The sequence below is a fragment of the Devosia elaeis genome (assembly GCF_001650025.1).
GTDB lineage: Bacteria > Pseudomonadota > Alphaproteobacteria > Rhizobiales > Devosiaceae > Devosia > Devosia elaeis.
This window is the reverse complement of the sequence record NZ_LVVY01000100.1, coordinates 1-13,310: the sequence shown is the minus strand read 5'-3', so window position 1 is coordinate 13,310 and position 13,310 is coordinate 1. Positions and strand designations below refer to the sequence as shown.

The window sequence follows — 13,310 nt, the reverse complement described above, 5'->3', positions numbered from 1 at the left end:
TTGCGGGCGGCCTCAGAAAGGGCTTGCATCGAACCGTACCGTACGGTACGGCTGTGCGGAAAGCGGCCGGGAAGGCCGCCCTTTCCCGCAAGGAGGCAATCCGTGGCCCTGGCCATCAAGGTCAATGAAGAGACGTTCACCCCGCGCCAGCAGGCCGTGCTGACGGCTGCTCTTGACCTGCTGGTGGAGAATGGCGACGGGCTGACGATGACGGCGGTGGCGCGGCGGGCGTCGTGCTCGAAGGAAACGCTCTACAAGTGGTTCGGCGACCGGGACGGCTTGTTGACCGCCACGGTGCAATGGCAGGCGGCCAAGGTGCGCATGCCCTATGTCGATCGCAGCCATCTCAGCATCAAGGCGCTGCGCGGGAGCCTGGAGCAATTCGCCCGGGACCTTTTGACCACCATTATCGGGGAAGTGTCCATTACCCTCAACCGCACGGCCATTACCCATGCGGCGCAGGAAAAGGACGATTTGGGCAATATCGTGCTGGAAAACGGCCCCATGGCCATTCGCCGCCGGCTCAAGCCGATCCTTGAGGCGGCCCGCGATGCGCGGCTGTTGCGCTTCACCTCGAGCGAGGAAGCCTATCGCACCTTTTTCGGCCTCGTCGTGCGCGATGTGCAGATCCGCCTGCTGCTCGGCGACAAGGGCCTCACCCAATCCAATGTCGAATCCAACATCGAAGCCGATGTGAAGATCGCCACGGACCAGTTCCTGGCCCTCTATGGGGCCAAGGCCAACAATTAACCAAATCGCAGTTTCGAGGGAGAATCCCAATGCGCGTCTATTACGATCGTGATGCCGATCTCAATATCATCAAATCCAAGAAGGTCGCCATTATCGGCTATGGCAGCCAGGGCCATGCCCATGTGCTGAACCTGCGCGATTCGGGCGTCACCAATGTCGCCGTGGGCCTGCGTCCCGGTTCCGCCTCCGCCAAGAAGGCGGAAGGCGAAGGCCTCAAGGTGATGAGCGTGGCCGAGGCCTCCGCCTGGGCCGATGTCATCATGCTGCTGACCCCGGACGAATTGCAGGCCGATATCTATCGCGAGCATATCGAGCCCAATATCCGCGACGGCGCCGCCCTGGCTTTCGCCCATGGCCTCAACGTGCATTTCAACCTGATCGAGCCCAAGTCGACCGTCGACGTGATCATGATCGCGCCGAAGGGCCCGGGCCACACCGTGCGCGGCGAATACCAGAAGGGTGGCGGCGTGCCGTGCCTGATCGCCGTGCACCAGGACGCCTCGGGCAATGCCCATGACATCGCCCTGGCCTATGCTTCGGGCGTTGGCGGCGGCCGTTCGGGCGTCATCGAGACCAATTTCCGCGAGGAATGCGAAACCGACCTGTTCGGCGAGCAGGCCGTGCTCTGCGGTGGCCTGGTCGAGCTGATCCGCGCCGGTTTCGAAACGCTGGTGGAAGCCGGCTATGCGCCGGAAATGGCCTATTTCGAATGCCTGCACGAAGTGAAGCTGATCGTCGACCTGATCTACCAGGGCGGCATCGCCAACATGAACTACTCGATCTCGAACACGGCCGAATGGGGTGAATATGTCACCGGCCCGCGCATCATCACCTCGGAGACCAAGGCCGAGATGAAGCGCGTGCTGCACGACATCCAGTCGGGCAAGTTCACCTCGGACTGGATGCAGGAATACAAGGGCGGCGCTTCGCGCTTCAAGGCGACCCGTCGCCTGGCCGACGAGCATCCCATCGAGGAAGTGGGCGCCAAGCTGCGCGACATGATGCCCTGGATCAAGGCCGGCGCCCTGGTCGACAAGGCGAAGAACTAAGGCATACGGAACGGGGGCTTCGGCCCCCGTTCTAACCCAGTCCGGATCGTCACCCTCGGGCCTGACCCGAGGGTTCTTCGTTTTTGGCTGTATCGCAAACGCCCTCGGGTCGAACCCGAGGGTGACGAGCGGTGGGTGGGGATGGTTCGTTGCCCTCTGCTGGCCCCCTTCCTCAAGCCTCCTCTTAGGGAGAGGGTAGCAGAAGGGCTGCGATCCAGCCAAATGGCGCAATGCGGCCGCGCGCCAGAGGAGATGGAGGGTGGGGTCTGTATGGCTGGGAATGGTTCCGCGTTCCGGTTTCTTCGCGGATTTTCCCATTGTGGCGCAGGGCGGGGATAAAGTTGCGGTTTCGGGGGCGCTGCCTCTACCCGGCGGGGCTGCGCTGGACTAATCCTCTTGTATCGATGGATTTTTCGGAGCCGCGCCATGAATGCTGAAGACGATATCGCCCGCGTGAAGCGGCAGGAGGCCGAGCTGGTGCTGCCGGTCTTCGACGAGGCGGTGGCGTTCGAGATCGGGTCGGCCATTCGCGGCCGGGCGCTGGCGGAGGGGTTGTCGCTGGTGGTGGATATCCGGAGCTGGGACCGGCAATTGTTCTTCGCCGCGACGCCGGGCACCAGCGCCGACAATGCCGAATGGGTGCGGCGCAAGGTCAATTCGGTGCGTCGCTTCCAGCGGGCGAGCTATCGGCTGGTGCTAGAGCGGGGCGAGGCGCCGTTCAGCGTGCAATCGGGCGCCGATCCGGCCGATTACGTCATTGCCGGCGGCGGCTTTCCCATCCGGGTGACGGGCGCGGGCATCGTGGGGGCGCTGACCATTTCCGGCCTGCCGGGGCGCAGCGACCACGGCGTGGCGGTGGATGCGCTCTGCGATCACCTGGGCAAGGCGCGGGCCGATTATGCGCTGGCGGAGGTGGCCAATTGAAACTGCCCTATCTGATCCTCGACGTCTTTACCGGCACGCCGCTGCAAGGCAATGGGCTGGCCGTGGTGCCCAAGGCAGACGGCCTGCTGGACGGCGAAATGCAGGCCATTGCGCGGGAATTCAATCTCAGCGAGACGGTGTTTCTGTGCAAGCCGCAGACCGAGCGCAATTCGGCTTCGGTACGGATTTTCACGCCCTATGAGGAATTGCCCTTTGCCGGGCATCCCACGAGTCGAGGATATTGGCTGCGGGGCCTTCAAGCCCGCCGTGTTTTCGGCCGGGGTCACCTTCCACCTCATCCCGGTGCGCAATGGTGAGGTTTTGCGGCGCATTTCGCTCAACCGCGCCGCCTGGAACGAGGTGTTCCACCACGATCATCACTCGGCCTATGTCTTCACCATGACGCCCAATGAGGCGGACAATGACATTGCCGCGCGCATGTTCGGCATGGGGCTGAGCGAGGATCCCGGCACGGGCTCGGCCGCCGCGGCGCTGATCGGCCTGCTGGCCGAGCAGGAAGGCCCGATCGGCCAGTTCGACCGCGTCTTGCGCCAGGGGGTGGAAATGGGTCGGCCCTGCCGCATCCACCTGCAATTCCGCAAGGAAGGGGACGCGCTGACCCATGGCGCCATCGGCGGCGAGGCCGTCGTGGTGGCCGAGGGCGTGCTGGACCTGGAGGATTAGGGTTCGCGCCCGAGGGCAGACCTCAGGCTTTGTGATAGAGGCAAAGGGGGCGAACCGAACGCATTTGCGCTGTTTGGTCTTGCATCCCTTGCCGGTCTGGCGCATTGTTTGGGGACAGACACAAGCGTACCAGAGCGTACCCGTATGCAGCGCCGCCGGGCCAAAGCCATTGCCATCGCACAACAGCAGGTCCTGATGACCCGGCTGGCGATTGCGGCCGGATTGCTGCTGCTCCCCGCGCTTCTTCTCCTTCTTATCAGCCCCTGATCACCGGCAGCTCGAACAATCGAGCGGGTCGTCAGGGGATTGCGCCATCAACCGAACAGTAAAAATGTCCGGTCCAGCGAGCCATTGCCTCGGGGCCGATAGGAAAAGAGCCTGATATGTCGACTTCCGCCAATTCCAATAAAGAACGCGTCTTCATCTTCGACACCACTTTGCGCGATGGCGAGCAATCGCCCGGCGCGACGATGACGCTGGAGGAAAAGCTCCAGGTGGCCGATGCGCTGGACGAAATGGGCGTCGATATCATCGAGGCGGGCTTTCCGATCGCCTCGGTGGGCGATTTCGAGGCCGTGGTCGCCGTGGCCAAGCAGGTGAAGAATGCCACCGTGGCCGGGCTGGCCCGCGCCATCTCCGCCGATATCGACCGGGCCGGCGAGGCCGTGCGCCACGCGAAAAAGGGCCGTATCCATACCTTCGTTTCCACTTCGCCCATCCATCTGGCGCACCAGATGAAGAAGACCGAGGACGAGGTGATCGAGATCATCGCCCGCACGGTGACGCAGGCGCGCAATCTCATCGACGACGTGGAATGGTCGGGCATGGACGCGACCCGCACGCCGATCGACTTCCTCAAGCGATGCGTGGAAACCGCCATCAAGGCGGGCGCGACCACGATCAACCTGCCCGATACGGTGGGCTATGCGGTGCCCGAAGAGCATTTCCGCATGTTCAAGAGCATTATCGAGGGCGTGCCGGACGCCGACAAGGCGATCTTCTCGGTGCATTGCCATGACGATCTGGGCCTGGCCGTCGCCAACTCGCTGGCCGGCGTGGCCGCGGGGGCCAGGCAGATCGAATGCACGATCAACGGGTTGGGTGAGCGCGCCGGCAATGCGGCGCTGGAAGAAGTGGTGATGGCGCTGCGCACGCGCGGCGACGCCATGCCGTTCTATACCGAGGTGGAATCGACGCATCTGGCCCGGGCCAGCAAGATCGTCTCGGCGGCCTCGAACTTCCCGGTGCAGTACAACAAGGCCATCGTGGGCAAGAATGCCTTCGCCCATGAGAGCGGCATCCACCAGGACGGCATGCTCAAGAATGCCGAGACCTATGAAATCATGACCCCGGCCAGTGTCGGCATCAAGGAAACCACCCTGGTCATGGGCAAGCATTCGGGCCGCGCCGCCTTCAAGGACAAGCTCAAGGAGCTGGGCTACGAGCTGGGCGACAATGCCTTCCAGGAAGCCTTCGTGCGCTTCAAGGACCTGGCCGACCGCAAGAAGCACGTCTATGACGCCGATATCGTGGCGTTGGTGGACGACGAGGTCGGCTCGGTGGGCGACCGCATAAGGCTGGTGGACATGGAAGTGGTTTCCAAGACCGGCGGCGTGCACAAGTGCAACCTGGTGGTGACCATCGATGGCGCGGAAAAGGCCGTGTCCTATGAGGGCACCGGATCGGTGGACGCTATTTTCAACGCCATCAAGGCCGCTTCCGAACAGGACCCGCACCTGGTGCTCTATGCCGTGGACGGGGTGACCGGGGGCACGGACGCCCAGGCCTCGGCTCATGTGCGGCTGGAAATGAATGGTCGCATCGCCTCGGGCAATGCGGCGGAACCCGATACGCTGGTGGCCTCGGCCCGCGCCTATCTCAATGCGCTCAACCGCGTGATGATCGAACGCGGCGCGGCGGCCCAGGGCGCGCTGGCCGGGTAGGGAGTGTTTCGGCCATTTCGTCTTGCATAGCACTCTGCTCGATCGCCTCCCTCCCCCTTGAGGGGAGGGAATGAGGGTGGGGGTTCGGACCTATCAGCAATCCCCACAAGCATGTGAGCATGCTGTACCTACAGAACCCCCACCCCGGCCCTCCCCTCAAGGGGGAGGGAGGGAAGGAGCCGAGCCTGCTGTGCGAGCCGAAGCGCCCGACGTAAACACTGCCTTCAAGGGGGGTGGGGCGAAGGCGGCGTAAGGCGCTCAGAGGAGGCGTCATGACATATCAGCTTGTAGAAGTTACCGAAGCTCGAGACTGGGCGGATTTCCATGCCATCCGCCGCGTCGAATTGTTCGAGGCCAAGGGACGGTTCGGCATCTATAACGACCGGCATCCGGACGATTATGCCGATTTCGCCCATCCCTATCTGCTGAAACAGGATGGGCGGGCCTTGGGCACGACGCGGCTGGACCTGTTCGGGCAGGGGCGCGCCGGCTGGTGGCGATCAAGGCGGCGGAGCAGGGCCGGGGACATGGCCGGGTGCTCGAGCAGATGGTGGCGGAGCGGGCACGCGGCTTCGGGGTCGATACGCTGCTGGTCAATGCCGCGCCAGAGGCGGTCGGCTTCTACGAGCGGACCGGCTGGGAACGGTTCGACTGGGACCCTGCCGAACTTGTGAACATTGCCGGCGCTTGCATCCAGATGCGGAAGCTGCTCTAGCGTCCTGCACCAGGGTCTGGGGGGCGGGCATGCTGAGCAAGGCGGAGTTTCGCGGCGGGATATTGGCCGTTTCGGCGATCCTTATCGTGGTATTGCTGGTGGTCTCGGTGTCGCCGGGCCTGCCGGGCGAATTGCTGCTGCAGAGCCTGCGCTTCCATCTCATCGCCGTGGGGCTGGGCCTGGCGCTGCTGGCCATGGTGTTCGGGGCGCGCTGGCGCGGCCTGCTGGTTCTGCTCGTGGTGCTGGCAAGCCTGGCGCATGGAGCCTTGTTCGTCTGGGATTTTTACGCGCGGCGCACGCCCATGGCCGCGCCGCCGGCGGCGCAATTCCGTTTCCTGAGCTTCAACGTGCTGACCGGCAACAGGCAGGCGGAGGCGCTGGTCGATGCCGTGCTGGCCGATCCGCCCGATGTTATGCTGGTGATGGAGACGCCGGGCATCGAGCCTTATCTGGAGCGGCTGGCGGACGTCTTTCCTTATAGTGTCGGCTGCGCGCGGACCGAGACCTGCGACACGTCCCTGCATTCGCGCTTTCCCATCGAAAATGCGTCGGTGCGGCAATTGCCGCCCTTCGAGCATGAGCGCATGGTGATCGGGCAGATGATGATCGAGGGGCAGGCGCTGACCATTGCCGGGGTGCATCTGTCCAAGCCCTATTTCGACCAGGCCTCCTGGATCGAACTGCACCACATCAATGAGATCCTGTCCGATATCGAGGGGCCGCTGCTGCTGGCGGGCGATTTCAACGCGGCGCCCTGGACCGAGCCGGTCGCGCTGCTCGCCGAGCGGCAGCAATTGGCGCCGGGGCCCTGGGCGCCGGCCACCTGGCCGGTGCGGCTGGGGCCGCTGGGCGTGCCCATCGACAATGCGTTCACGCGCGGCAATGTGCGGCTTTTGACGCTGGAGGCGGGCGAGAGCTACGGCTCCAACCATCGTCCGCTCTGGGCCGATGTGGCGATCTACCCGGCGCCATAGGCGGCGCGCAGGGCCTGGGGCAGCGTTTCGGCGAGAATATCGAGCTCGGAATCCGGCGCGGCGCTGATGCGGATATGCCGGTCGAGGCCGGGCGCCATCGGCTTGCGGATGAAGACGCCGCGCTGGGCCAGCTCTGCCAGGACGAGGCTGGCATAATCGCCGTCGCCGCCGCAATCGATGGTGACGAAATTGGTCGCCGAAGGCAGGGGCGCAAGGCCGTTTTCACGGGCAATGTCCGCGATCCGCCCGCGCGCCCGGGCGATCGCGCCGACGGCCCAGCCGAGATGGTCGTGATCGGCGAGGGCGGCCAGGGCCGCGACCTGGCCCAGGCGGTTGAGGCCGAAATGGTTGCGGATGCGCTCGAAACCGCCGACGAGGCGGGAATTGCCGAAGGCATAGCCGATACGCAGGCCCGCCAGCCCATAGGCCTTGGAAAAGGTGCGGAAGCGCAGCAGGTTGGGCCGGGCGGTGTCGATGGGTGGCAATGTGCCGGCCGGGGCCGTTTCGCCATAGGCCTCGTCGAGGATCAGCAGGCAGGTCTCGGGCAGGGCGGTGATGAAGGCCTCGACGGCTTCGGCCGGCCAATGGGAGCCCATGGGATTGTCCGGATTGGCGAGATAGACCATGCGCGCCCCGGTTTCGCGCGCCCGGTCCGCCAGGGCGGACAGGTCTTCATGGGCGCCGGCATAGGGCACTCCATGCAGGACGCCGCCGAAGCCGGCCACGTGATAATTGAAGGTGGGATAGGCGCCCAGCGAGGTGATCACGGCGTCACCGGGGGCAATGAAGAGCCGCACGGCCAGGCCCAGCAGCCCATCTATGCCTTCGCCCGCGACGACTTCGTCCATGCCGATGCCCAGATGCGCAGCGAGGGCGGCGCGCAGGTCGTGATTTTCCGGATCGGGATAGGCCCAGCTCTGCGGCGCGGCCGCCGCGACGGCGGCAACCACCTTCGGGCTGGGACCGAAGCCGGATTCATTGGCGCCGATCCGGGCCCGCAGCGGAATGCCGGAGCGGCGCGCCAGGGCTTCCGGCCCGACAAAGGGCACGGTCTCGGGCAGGCGCGCGACGAGGGGCGAAAAAGGCGGTTGGGGCACGACAGCTGACCTTCCTGGGCGAATCCGCATCCCTATTCTATCCGCAAAGCCGGCGCTCGCCAGACCGGCGCGGAAGCGCGATTCGACACATTTCCGCCCGATTCGAGGGGCTTTCGCGGGTGCGGACGGGGGCGTCCCCGCTTTTGTGCACAGGCAGAAAAAAACTTCGCCAAACGCAAATGCCCGTCGCACAGGGAAATTTTTCCGCGATGGGTCGGCACCGCAGATTTGGATAAAATTGCAGGCAAGCCGGCAAGGTCTCGAACACTAAGCAGGTCCACGCTGAACTCGCGCCAAGCCCCGGCGCTATCGTGTACCGAAGGAGTTCCAAGTGCCTCCCACCTATGTGCTTGCGCGTGACCATCTCGAGCGCGCCGCCACCATTCTCCAGGGGGCGGACCAGCGTTCTCGGCAGTTGCGCCATATCATCGAACGCACAATCGGGCTCATGGACGATTTTCGCCCAGAGCAATCTGCACCGGCCAGCAATGTCGTGGAAATCAACGATTACCGGCATCTGCGCCCGTGACCAATGGCGCCCGGTCTCGATGACCGGGCGCATTGCAGTTTATCCCAACAAAGTTGCGCCCAGCGCTGGACAGGTCGGAATCGCTTTGCTAGAGAGGCGCCACTTTGGTGCCGGGCGGTAACGCCGACGGGTGCATAGCTCAGATGGTAGAGCAGCTGACTCTTAATCAGCGGGTCCAAGGTTCGAGCCCTTGTGCACCCACCAAAGTCTCCCTTGTTTGACAAGGACTTGCAACAGGCGACCTCCGGGTCGCCTTTGTTGTTTCTGGCGCTGGGACGGGATTGGGACGGCAACCGCTTCCCTGATCCTTAAAATGCCATCGAAAAAACTCCCGGACAGCGCCCGCATTCCAGGCTAGCTATTGCTGCAGGTCGCCTTCGCTGCGACCGCGTATCCCTAGGCCCAGCCCACCGCCCGGTGGAGTGCCATAGGGCGGGGGTCGGGAACCGGCCCACACCCATCCCACCAATGACATCAAAGGATTCCAAGTCCGCGCCATCGGATGGCGCACGCGAGCATTTCGCTGCTCGGCAAAAGTCGCATCACGCATTCAACACCGGCAGCCGGCCCGATACCGACGATCTGCTCGTCGGTGCGCCATTCATGTCAGATGACATTCGCATCGACGCGCGCAGCTGGTGTGAGCACATGCTCTCCAACGCCGCCGACCTGCGGGCCTACCAGTCCATGGTTCGCGCTGCCGGGTGCGCCGTGAATTTTGGCCGAGCTCTGCGGGCTCTCCGCGCCAGCGTCAGTTTGCAAACGATCAAGCCAGTCGAATTGGCAGCGCGATCCGTCCAGGACGATGATGCGGTCACACGCATGCTCGTCTACCGCTCATGTTTGCGGGACGAACAGGCACGGCGCGAGCTCTCCCTAATCGCTGGTGATGAGCACTACCGCGACAGCGCATTTACGCAAGCGCAGCGGCACTGCGTGGCCCTTGGGCTGCTGCACAGCTACAGCCGCCCGTCGATGAGGGATTATCACGCCTGGGGACGGGATTGGCTATCGAAGCGAGCTGCCGCGCTGGAAGACCTACGTCTCGCCGCAGTCGAAGCTGAGACAGCAGCAAAGGCAAAGGTCGCCGAGCCAGTCGACCAAAGTCGGCTGGAGGTGCTCGCTGCCGTCCGCGGCGTCGATCCTGCCGATGAAGACTTCATCCGTGCTGTGCTCGAAGACCGAGTAGAATTTTGGTCCCCGAATGTCCGCGAAATCGTTGTCGTGCCTGCCTTCCCCGAAGGCGGGACCAGCCACCGAAAGGATCTGCAGAAGGGCTGGGCCGGCATGGACGGGCAGGCGCTGCCCGTGGTCTTGCGCGGTGACGTGGCCGCTCATCGGGAGGCATTGGTCGACCGTTGGCCGCACGCCGCTGATGTCATCGACGTTGTACTTGGCGACCTTGCCCTCCGCGAGGAGGTCAAGTTTCGCCCGACGCTATTCGTTGGGCCTCCGGGTTCCGGCAAGAGCTCGCTGGCGCGCGCGATCTGCGACCAGATCGGGCTGCCGAACGACTTGTACAACTTGGCCGGCATGGCTGATAGCTCACTCGTTGGCACGTCGGCTCAATGGAGCACTGCACGGGAATGCGTACCCCTGCAGGTCATCAAGCGCGCAAAGAGCGCCAGCGTGGCCGTGGTCTGGGACGAAGTCGAGAAGGCGTCGACAGGCAGTCAAAATGGCAGCCCTTTGGACGCGATGCTACCTCTGCTCGAAGCCGATCAAGCCAAGCGCTTCCGCGACCTCGCGTTGGAGGCCGAAGTCAATCTGAGCTTCGTTTCCCATTTTGCCACCGCCAACAGCCTGGACGGCATCCCGGCGCCGCTGCGCGACCGCATGCGGATTTTGGTCATGCCCGAGCCGACGTGGGCGCATTTAGGCGTGCTGTCGCGCCAGATCGTTGATCGCATCGCCCGAGAGAGGGGCGTAGATCGGCGCTGGTTCGCGGATCTCGCCGAGGACGAAATGGACCTCGTTCGGCAGGCGTGGCCCGGGGGGTCGCTGAGACAGCTCACGCGGATCATCACGACGCTCGTCGACGGGCGCGAGCTGATCATGGGGAGGTGCTGACATGGTCATTCGTGGGTCCGATCGCCGACTCGCTATCGGCGCATATCGCGTCGCGGTCGGCATGATCGCGCAGCGCGACCTCATCGTGGCCGATCTGGCCAAGGCGGCGCTGGACCATCCGACACCGATCACTGTCCGCGCCCTGCTGACTGCCGGCGCCGGCAAGCCATGGCTGCCGCTGCTGCTCGAAGCGCTGGCTCAGGTCGGCGTCGCCGGTGCCGAGGACGTCTTAGGAGAACAGGAATGAATTATGACGACATCATCATCCGCAACAGCGTCAGATGCCTCGATTGCCGCGACGAGATCGTGAGCGTGCACCGGCACGATTTCAAGTATTGCCGCTGCGGGAACGTCGCCGTCGACGGCGGCGATCAGTACCTGCGGCGCGTCTACAAAGCCGATGCGCGCTGGGAGGACACGTCGATCACAAAACCGCGGGAGGATGGCAAATGAGGCTGTGGATCGTCTCCGATCTCCACGCCGACAGTCTGTTCTGGGTCCCCAATCGCATCCCAGGGCATGATGCGATGATCATCGCTGGCGACGTCGACAAAGCGGCTGCCGAGACCGAGCAATCGCTGCTGATGCTGGCTCGATGGTCGCCGGCGCCGATCGTTTTCGTGCCCGGCAATCACGACGTCCACGACGTCGCGCTCGATGCCTGGGATCGCGGAAATGAAGATCTTCTCGATCGCGGCATCCACGTGCTGTCGTCGGGCCAGTCCGTTGTCATCGACGGCGTCCGCTTCGTCGGCGCGACGTTGTGGACGGACTTCGGTCTGGCAGACGACGTCTATGCCAGCGAAGCGTGGGCAGCCCGCCACATGCCCGAGTACCAGCAGGTGCGCCGGCCGGACGGCGAGCTGATCTGGCCGACAGACACCCGCGACGCCTACCTTCGCCACCGCAGCGCGATCGAGGCCGTGCTGTCGCAGCCGCACGACGGCCCGACCGTTATCGTCACCCACCACGCCCCCAGCCGCAGATCCATCGCCGGCGGTGTAGACGTGGCCGACGCCGCGTTCGCGTCCGATCTCGAAGGGATGATCCATCAATACCAGCCGAGCCTATGGGTGCATGGGCACGTCCACCAGCATCTCGACTACCGCGTTGGAAACACACGCGTTCTTGCGAACCCGCGCGGGTATCAGGGGCCGGATTGGGGCGAGAACAGCAACTTTATCGAGGATTTTGTCGTCGAAGTATGAGTGGTAGCGCTTTGAATTTGATAGCTAATTCAGGATGCTGGCTCGAAATGACCTGCTGGCGATCTGCTGGCAGGTTGTCAGCAGGTCGTGGGCAGGCCAGATTGTCGCCGAATGGGGGCAATCCATGAGCTTCTGGAAACGTCAAGAAATAGCGAAGCCTTTGGCCGCTCAGCCTGAGCCCGATCCGACCGAGGAACCCACGGCGATGGATTTACTGGAGGAGAGCGTCCGGTTGCTGAAAGAGGGACTGAGGCGAGAAGCCGCCGAGCAGATCGACCCCGTGCACCAGTCCATCTCGGCCGATGAGGATCGCCTGCAGCGAGCGCAAGAGACGGCAGACAGGTTGGGGGTCCGGCATGCACTAGCGTACGCCATTGAGGCACTCAAGCACCACGCCTCTTGGATCCATATCGATGAGAAGTACAAGACGCCGGCTGTTGATGTTGTCATCAGAGCTGCGGACAAACGATCCGACGAGGGCACAGAGCACACTGGGTTGCTGCTATCGATCGAGGGCAGGCCATACGTCTTGAAATGGACACGCAACAATTTCCAAGGCGACATCTATGGCCAAGCATCATTCCAGACAGAAGAACAGCACACACTGCTTTCGATAGAGTACTCGACGACCTACGCCCACGATATGGAGCGAATCCATGCGGGTGTAGTGACACGCTTGGAGCTTGGGGAATGGGTGCACGACCTGGTCAGGCTCGCAGAACGTTTGAAGACGGCGCACGAATTGCAGATGCTCTCGTTCCGTGCCGACATCACAGCAAATCGAGCGAAGGACGTGTGATAATAGCAAGTCTTTCTGAGGGGTAGGGGGAAGGCATGTTCGGCGGCAACAAGCTGCAGCGTGAATACAAGAGCATCATTGACGGCATCGGCAAGGGCGACCGACGAGAGCCAAAGCACAACCCGCCGGCGTCGGTGGAAGCGGACGGCACTGCCTTGCTCCGTCCAGAGCACCGGATCGTCTGGGACGACTTCGGGCCTTTCGCGAAGCACATCAACATCATGATGCACGGCGGGCCGTTTTCGTTCGAGGAAATGCCGAAAGTCCAGTTCGGGTTCGATGGACCGGATTACGGGCGCCATTATCAAATCTGGTACAATCACGTGCCCTGCGGGAGGCTGGTCGTCTATGTCGCACATCTACTGCACGCCACCGGAAGCCGAGGTTCGAGACATGTTACGAACGATGTGGTTCACATTCGCCAAACTCGAGGACGGTGCGGTGATGAGACAGAAGGCCGACGTCGAGGTCAACAAGATCATGACCAGGCATCTGTGGGAGGTGGTTCGACTGCCGGAACGTATGCATAACTATAGCGCGGCAATCTGGATGAGACGCTGGCGACAAT

16 protein-coding genes, 1 tRNA gene and 1 pseudogene are annotated in these 13,310 nt (G+C 63.5%); 17 read left to right on the top strand and 1 reads right to left on the bottom strand.

The window, feature by feature from the left end; translation table 11 throughout:
* The first annotated feature begins 102 nt into the window (after positions 1-102).
* From A3840_RS13705 to A3840_RS13665, 9 genes and pseudogenes are all read left to right on the top strand, one after another.
* A complete protein-coding gene (locus A3840_RS13705) occupies positions 103-750 on the top strand; it encodes a TetR/AcrR family transcriptional regulator (RefSeq protein ID WP_067457833.1) in 648 nt (215 codons plus the stop codon).
* A gap of 29 nt (positions 751-779) precedes the next feature.
* The gene (gene ilvC, locus A3840_RS13700) at positions 780-1,799 is read left to right on the top strand and encodes a ketol-acid reductoisomerase (RefSeq protein ID WP_067457831.1); all 1,020 of its coding nucleotides are present in this window, start codon (positions 780-782) and stop codon (positions 1,797-1,799) included.
* A 426-nt stretch (positions 1,800-2,225) separates the two neighbouring features.
* Complete coding sequence (locus tag A3840_RS13695; RefSeq protein WP_067457829.1) at positions 2,226-2,723, top strand: heme-degrading domain-containing protein; 498 nt, start codon at positions 2,226-2,228, stop codon at positions 2,721-2,723.
* Positions 2,720-2,953 (top strand): annotated as a pseudogene (locus tag A3840_RS20205) (PhzF family phenazine biosynthesis protein); the annotation flags it as partial. The gene A3840_RS13695 and the pseudogene A3840_RS20205, both read left to right, overlap by 4 nt.
* 37 nt (positions 2,954-2,990) lie before the next feature.
* Positions 2,991-3,407, top strand: a complete 417-nt coding sequence (locus A3840_RS20200; protein ID WP_342669899.1) for a PhzF family phenazine biosynthesis protein — start codon at positions 2,991-2,993, stop codon at positions 3,405-3,407.
* 144 nt (positions 3,408-3,551) lie between these two features.
* Positions 3,552-3,674 (top strand): hypothetical protein, encoded by a 123-nt coding sequence (locus A3840_RS20165; protein ID WP_281180581.1) that lies wholly within the window; start codon positions 3,552-3,554, stop codon positions 3,672-3,674.
* A 116-nt stretch (positions 3,675-3,790) separates the two neighbouring features.
* Complete coding sequence (locus tag A3840_RS13680; protein WP_067457812.1) at positions 3,791-5,350, top strand: 2-isopropylmalate synthase; 1,560 nt, start codon at positions 3,791-3,793, stop codon at positions 5,348-5,350.
* Positions 5,351-5,843: 493 nt separating this feature from the next.
* Complete coding sequence (locus tag A3840_RS13670; protein WP_067457803.1) at positions 5,844-6,065, top strand: GNAT family N-acetyltransferase; 222 nt, start codon at positions 5,844-5,846, stop codon at positions 6,063-6,065.
* 29 nt (positions 6,066-6,094) lie between these two features.
* A complete protein-coding gene (locus A3840_RS13665) occupies positions 6,095-7,039 on the top strand; it encodes an endonuclease/exonuclease/phosphatase family protein (protein ID WP_131798331.1) in 945 nt (314 codons plus the stop codon).
* On the opposite strand, the gene A3840_RS13660 is transcribed toward A3840_RS13665, so the two are convergent.
* Entirely contained in the window at positions 7,024-8,136 is a 1,113-nt protein-coding gene (locus A3840_RS13660; RefSeq protein WP_425388853.1) for a pyridoxal phosphate-dependent aminotransferase, read from the bottom strand. The two genes, A3840_RS13665 and A3840_RS13660, sit on opposite strands and share 16 nt — an antisense overlap.
* A gap of 331 nt (positions 8,137-8,467) precedes the next feature.
* Here A3840_RS13660 and A3840_RS13655 point away from each other — a divergent pair, with 331 nt between their 5' ends.
* The 8 genes from A3840_RS13655 to A3840_RS19470 all read left to right on the top strand — a co-directional run bounded on the left by A3840_RS13655 (position 8,468) and on the right by A3840_RS19470 (position 13,272).
* Entirely contained in the window at positions 8,468-8,665 is a 198-nt protein-coding gene (locus tag A3840_RS13655) for a hypothetical protein (RefSeq protein ID WP_067457796.1), read from the top strand.
* 128 nt (positions 8,666-8,793) lie between these two features.
* Positions 8,794-8,869 (top strand) — tRNA-Lys (locus A3840_RS13650).
* A 264-nt stretch (positions 8,870-9,133) separates the two neighbouring features.
* A complete protein-coding gene (locus tag A3840_RS13645) occupies positions 9,134-10,735 on the top strand; it encodes an AAA family ATPase (protein WP_082903897.1) in 1,602 nt (533 codons plus the stop codon).
* 1 nt (position 10,736) lies between these two features.
* Positions 10,737-10,982 (top strand): hypothetical protein, encoded by a 246-nt coding sequence (locus A3840_RS13640; RefSeq protein ID WP_067457785.1) that lies wholly within the window; start codon positions 10,737-10,739, stop codon positions 10,980-10,982.
* Positions 10,979-11,188: a DUF7695 domain-containing protein gene (locus tag A3840_RS13635; protein ID WP_067457783.1), complete on the top strand. Its 210-nt coding sequence runs from the start codon at positions 10,979-10,981 to the stop codon at positions 11,186-11,188. Before A3840_RS13640 ends, A3840_RS13635 begins: the two co-directional genes overlap by 4 nt.
* Positions 11,185-11,943, top strand: coding sequence for a metallophosphoesterase (locus A3840_RS13630; RefSeq protein WP_067457778.1), 759 nt, complete (start codon positions 11,185-11,187; stop codon positions 11,941-11,943). Before A3840_RS13635 ends, A3840_RS13630 begins: the two co-directional genes overlap by 4 nt.
* A gap of 124 nt (positions 11,944-12,067) precedes the next feature.
* Positions 12,068-12,742: a hypothetical protein gene (locus A3840_RS13625; RefSeq protein WP_131798330.1), complete on the top strand. Its 675-nt coding sequence runs from the start codon at positions 12,068-12,070 to the stop codon at positions 12,740-12,742.
* A 35-nt stretch (positions 12,743-12,777) separates the two neighbouring features.
* Positions 12,778-13,272 (top strand): hypothetical protein, encoded by a 495-nt coding sequence (locus A3840_RS19470; RefSeq protein WP_131798329.1) that lies wholly within the window; start codon positions 12,778-12,780, stop codon positions 13,270-13,272.
* Positions 13,273-13,310: the final 38 nt, after the last annotated feature.

Excerpts from the sequence above, each read along its gene's own strand:
- ilvC (WP_067457831.1), top strand. The coding sequence starts at position 780 with ATGCGCGTCTATTACGATCGTGATGCCGATCTCAATATCATCAAATCC.
- A3840_RS13695 (WP_067457829.1), top strand. The coding sequence starts at position 2,226 with ATGAATGCTGAAGACGATATCGCCCGCGTGAAGCGGCAGGAGGCCGAG.
- A3840_RS20165 (WP_281180581.1), top strand. The coding sequence starts at position 3,552 with ATGCAGCGCCGCCGGGCCAAAGCCATTGCCATCGCACAACAGCAGGTC.
- A3840_RS13680 (WP_067457812.1), top strand. The coding sequence starts at position 3,791 with ATGTCGACTTCCGCCAATTCCAATAAAGAACGCGTCTTCATCTTCGAC.
- A3840_RS13665 (WP_131798331.1), top strand. The coding sequence starts at position 6,095 with ATGCTGAGCAAGGCGGAGTTTCGCGGCGGGATATTGGCCGTTTCGGCG.
- A3840_RS13645 (WP_082903897.1), top strand. The coding sequence starts at position 9,134 with ATGACATCAAAGGATTCCAAGTCCGCGCCATCGGATGGCGCACGCGAG.
- A3840_RS13640 (WP_067457785.1), top strand. The coding sequence starts at position 10,737 with ATGGTCATTCGTGGGTCCGATCGCCGACTCGCTATCGGCGCATATCGC.
- A3840_RS13635 (WP_067457783.1), top strand. The coding sequence starts at position 10,979 with ATGAATTATGACGACATCATCATCCGCAACAGCGTCAGATGCCTCGAT.
- A3840_RS13630 (WP_067457778.1), top strand. The coding sequence starts at position 11,185 with ATGAGGCTGTGGATCGTCTCCGATCTCCACGCCGACAGTCTGTTCTGG.
- A3840_RS13625 (WP_131798330.1), top strand. The coding sequence starts at position 12,068 with ATGAGCTTCTGGAAACGTCAAGAAATAGCGAAGCCTTTGGCCGCTCAG.
- A3840_RS19470 (WP_131798329.1), top strand. The coding sequence starts at position 12,778 with ATGTTCGGCGGCAACAAGCTGCAGCGTGAATACAAGAGCATCATTGAC.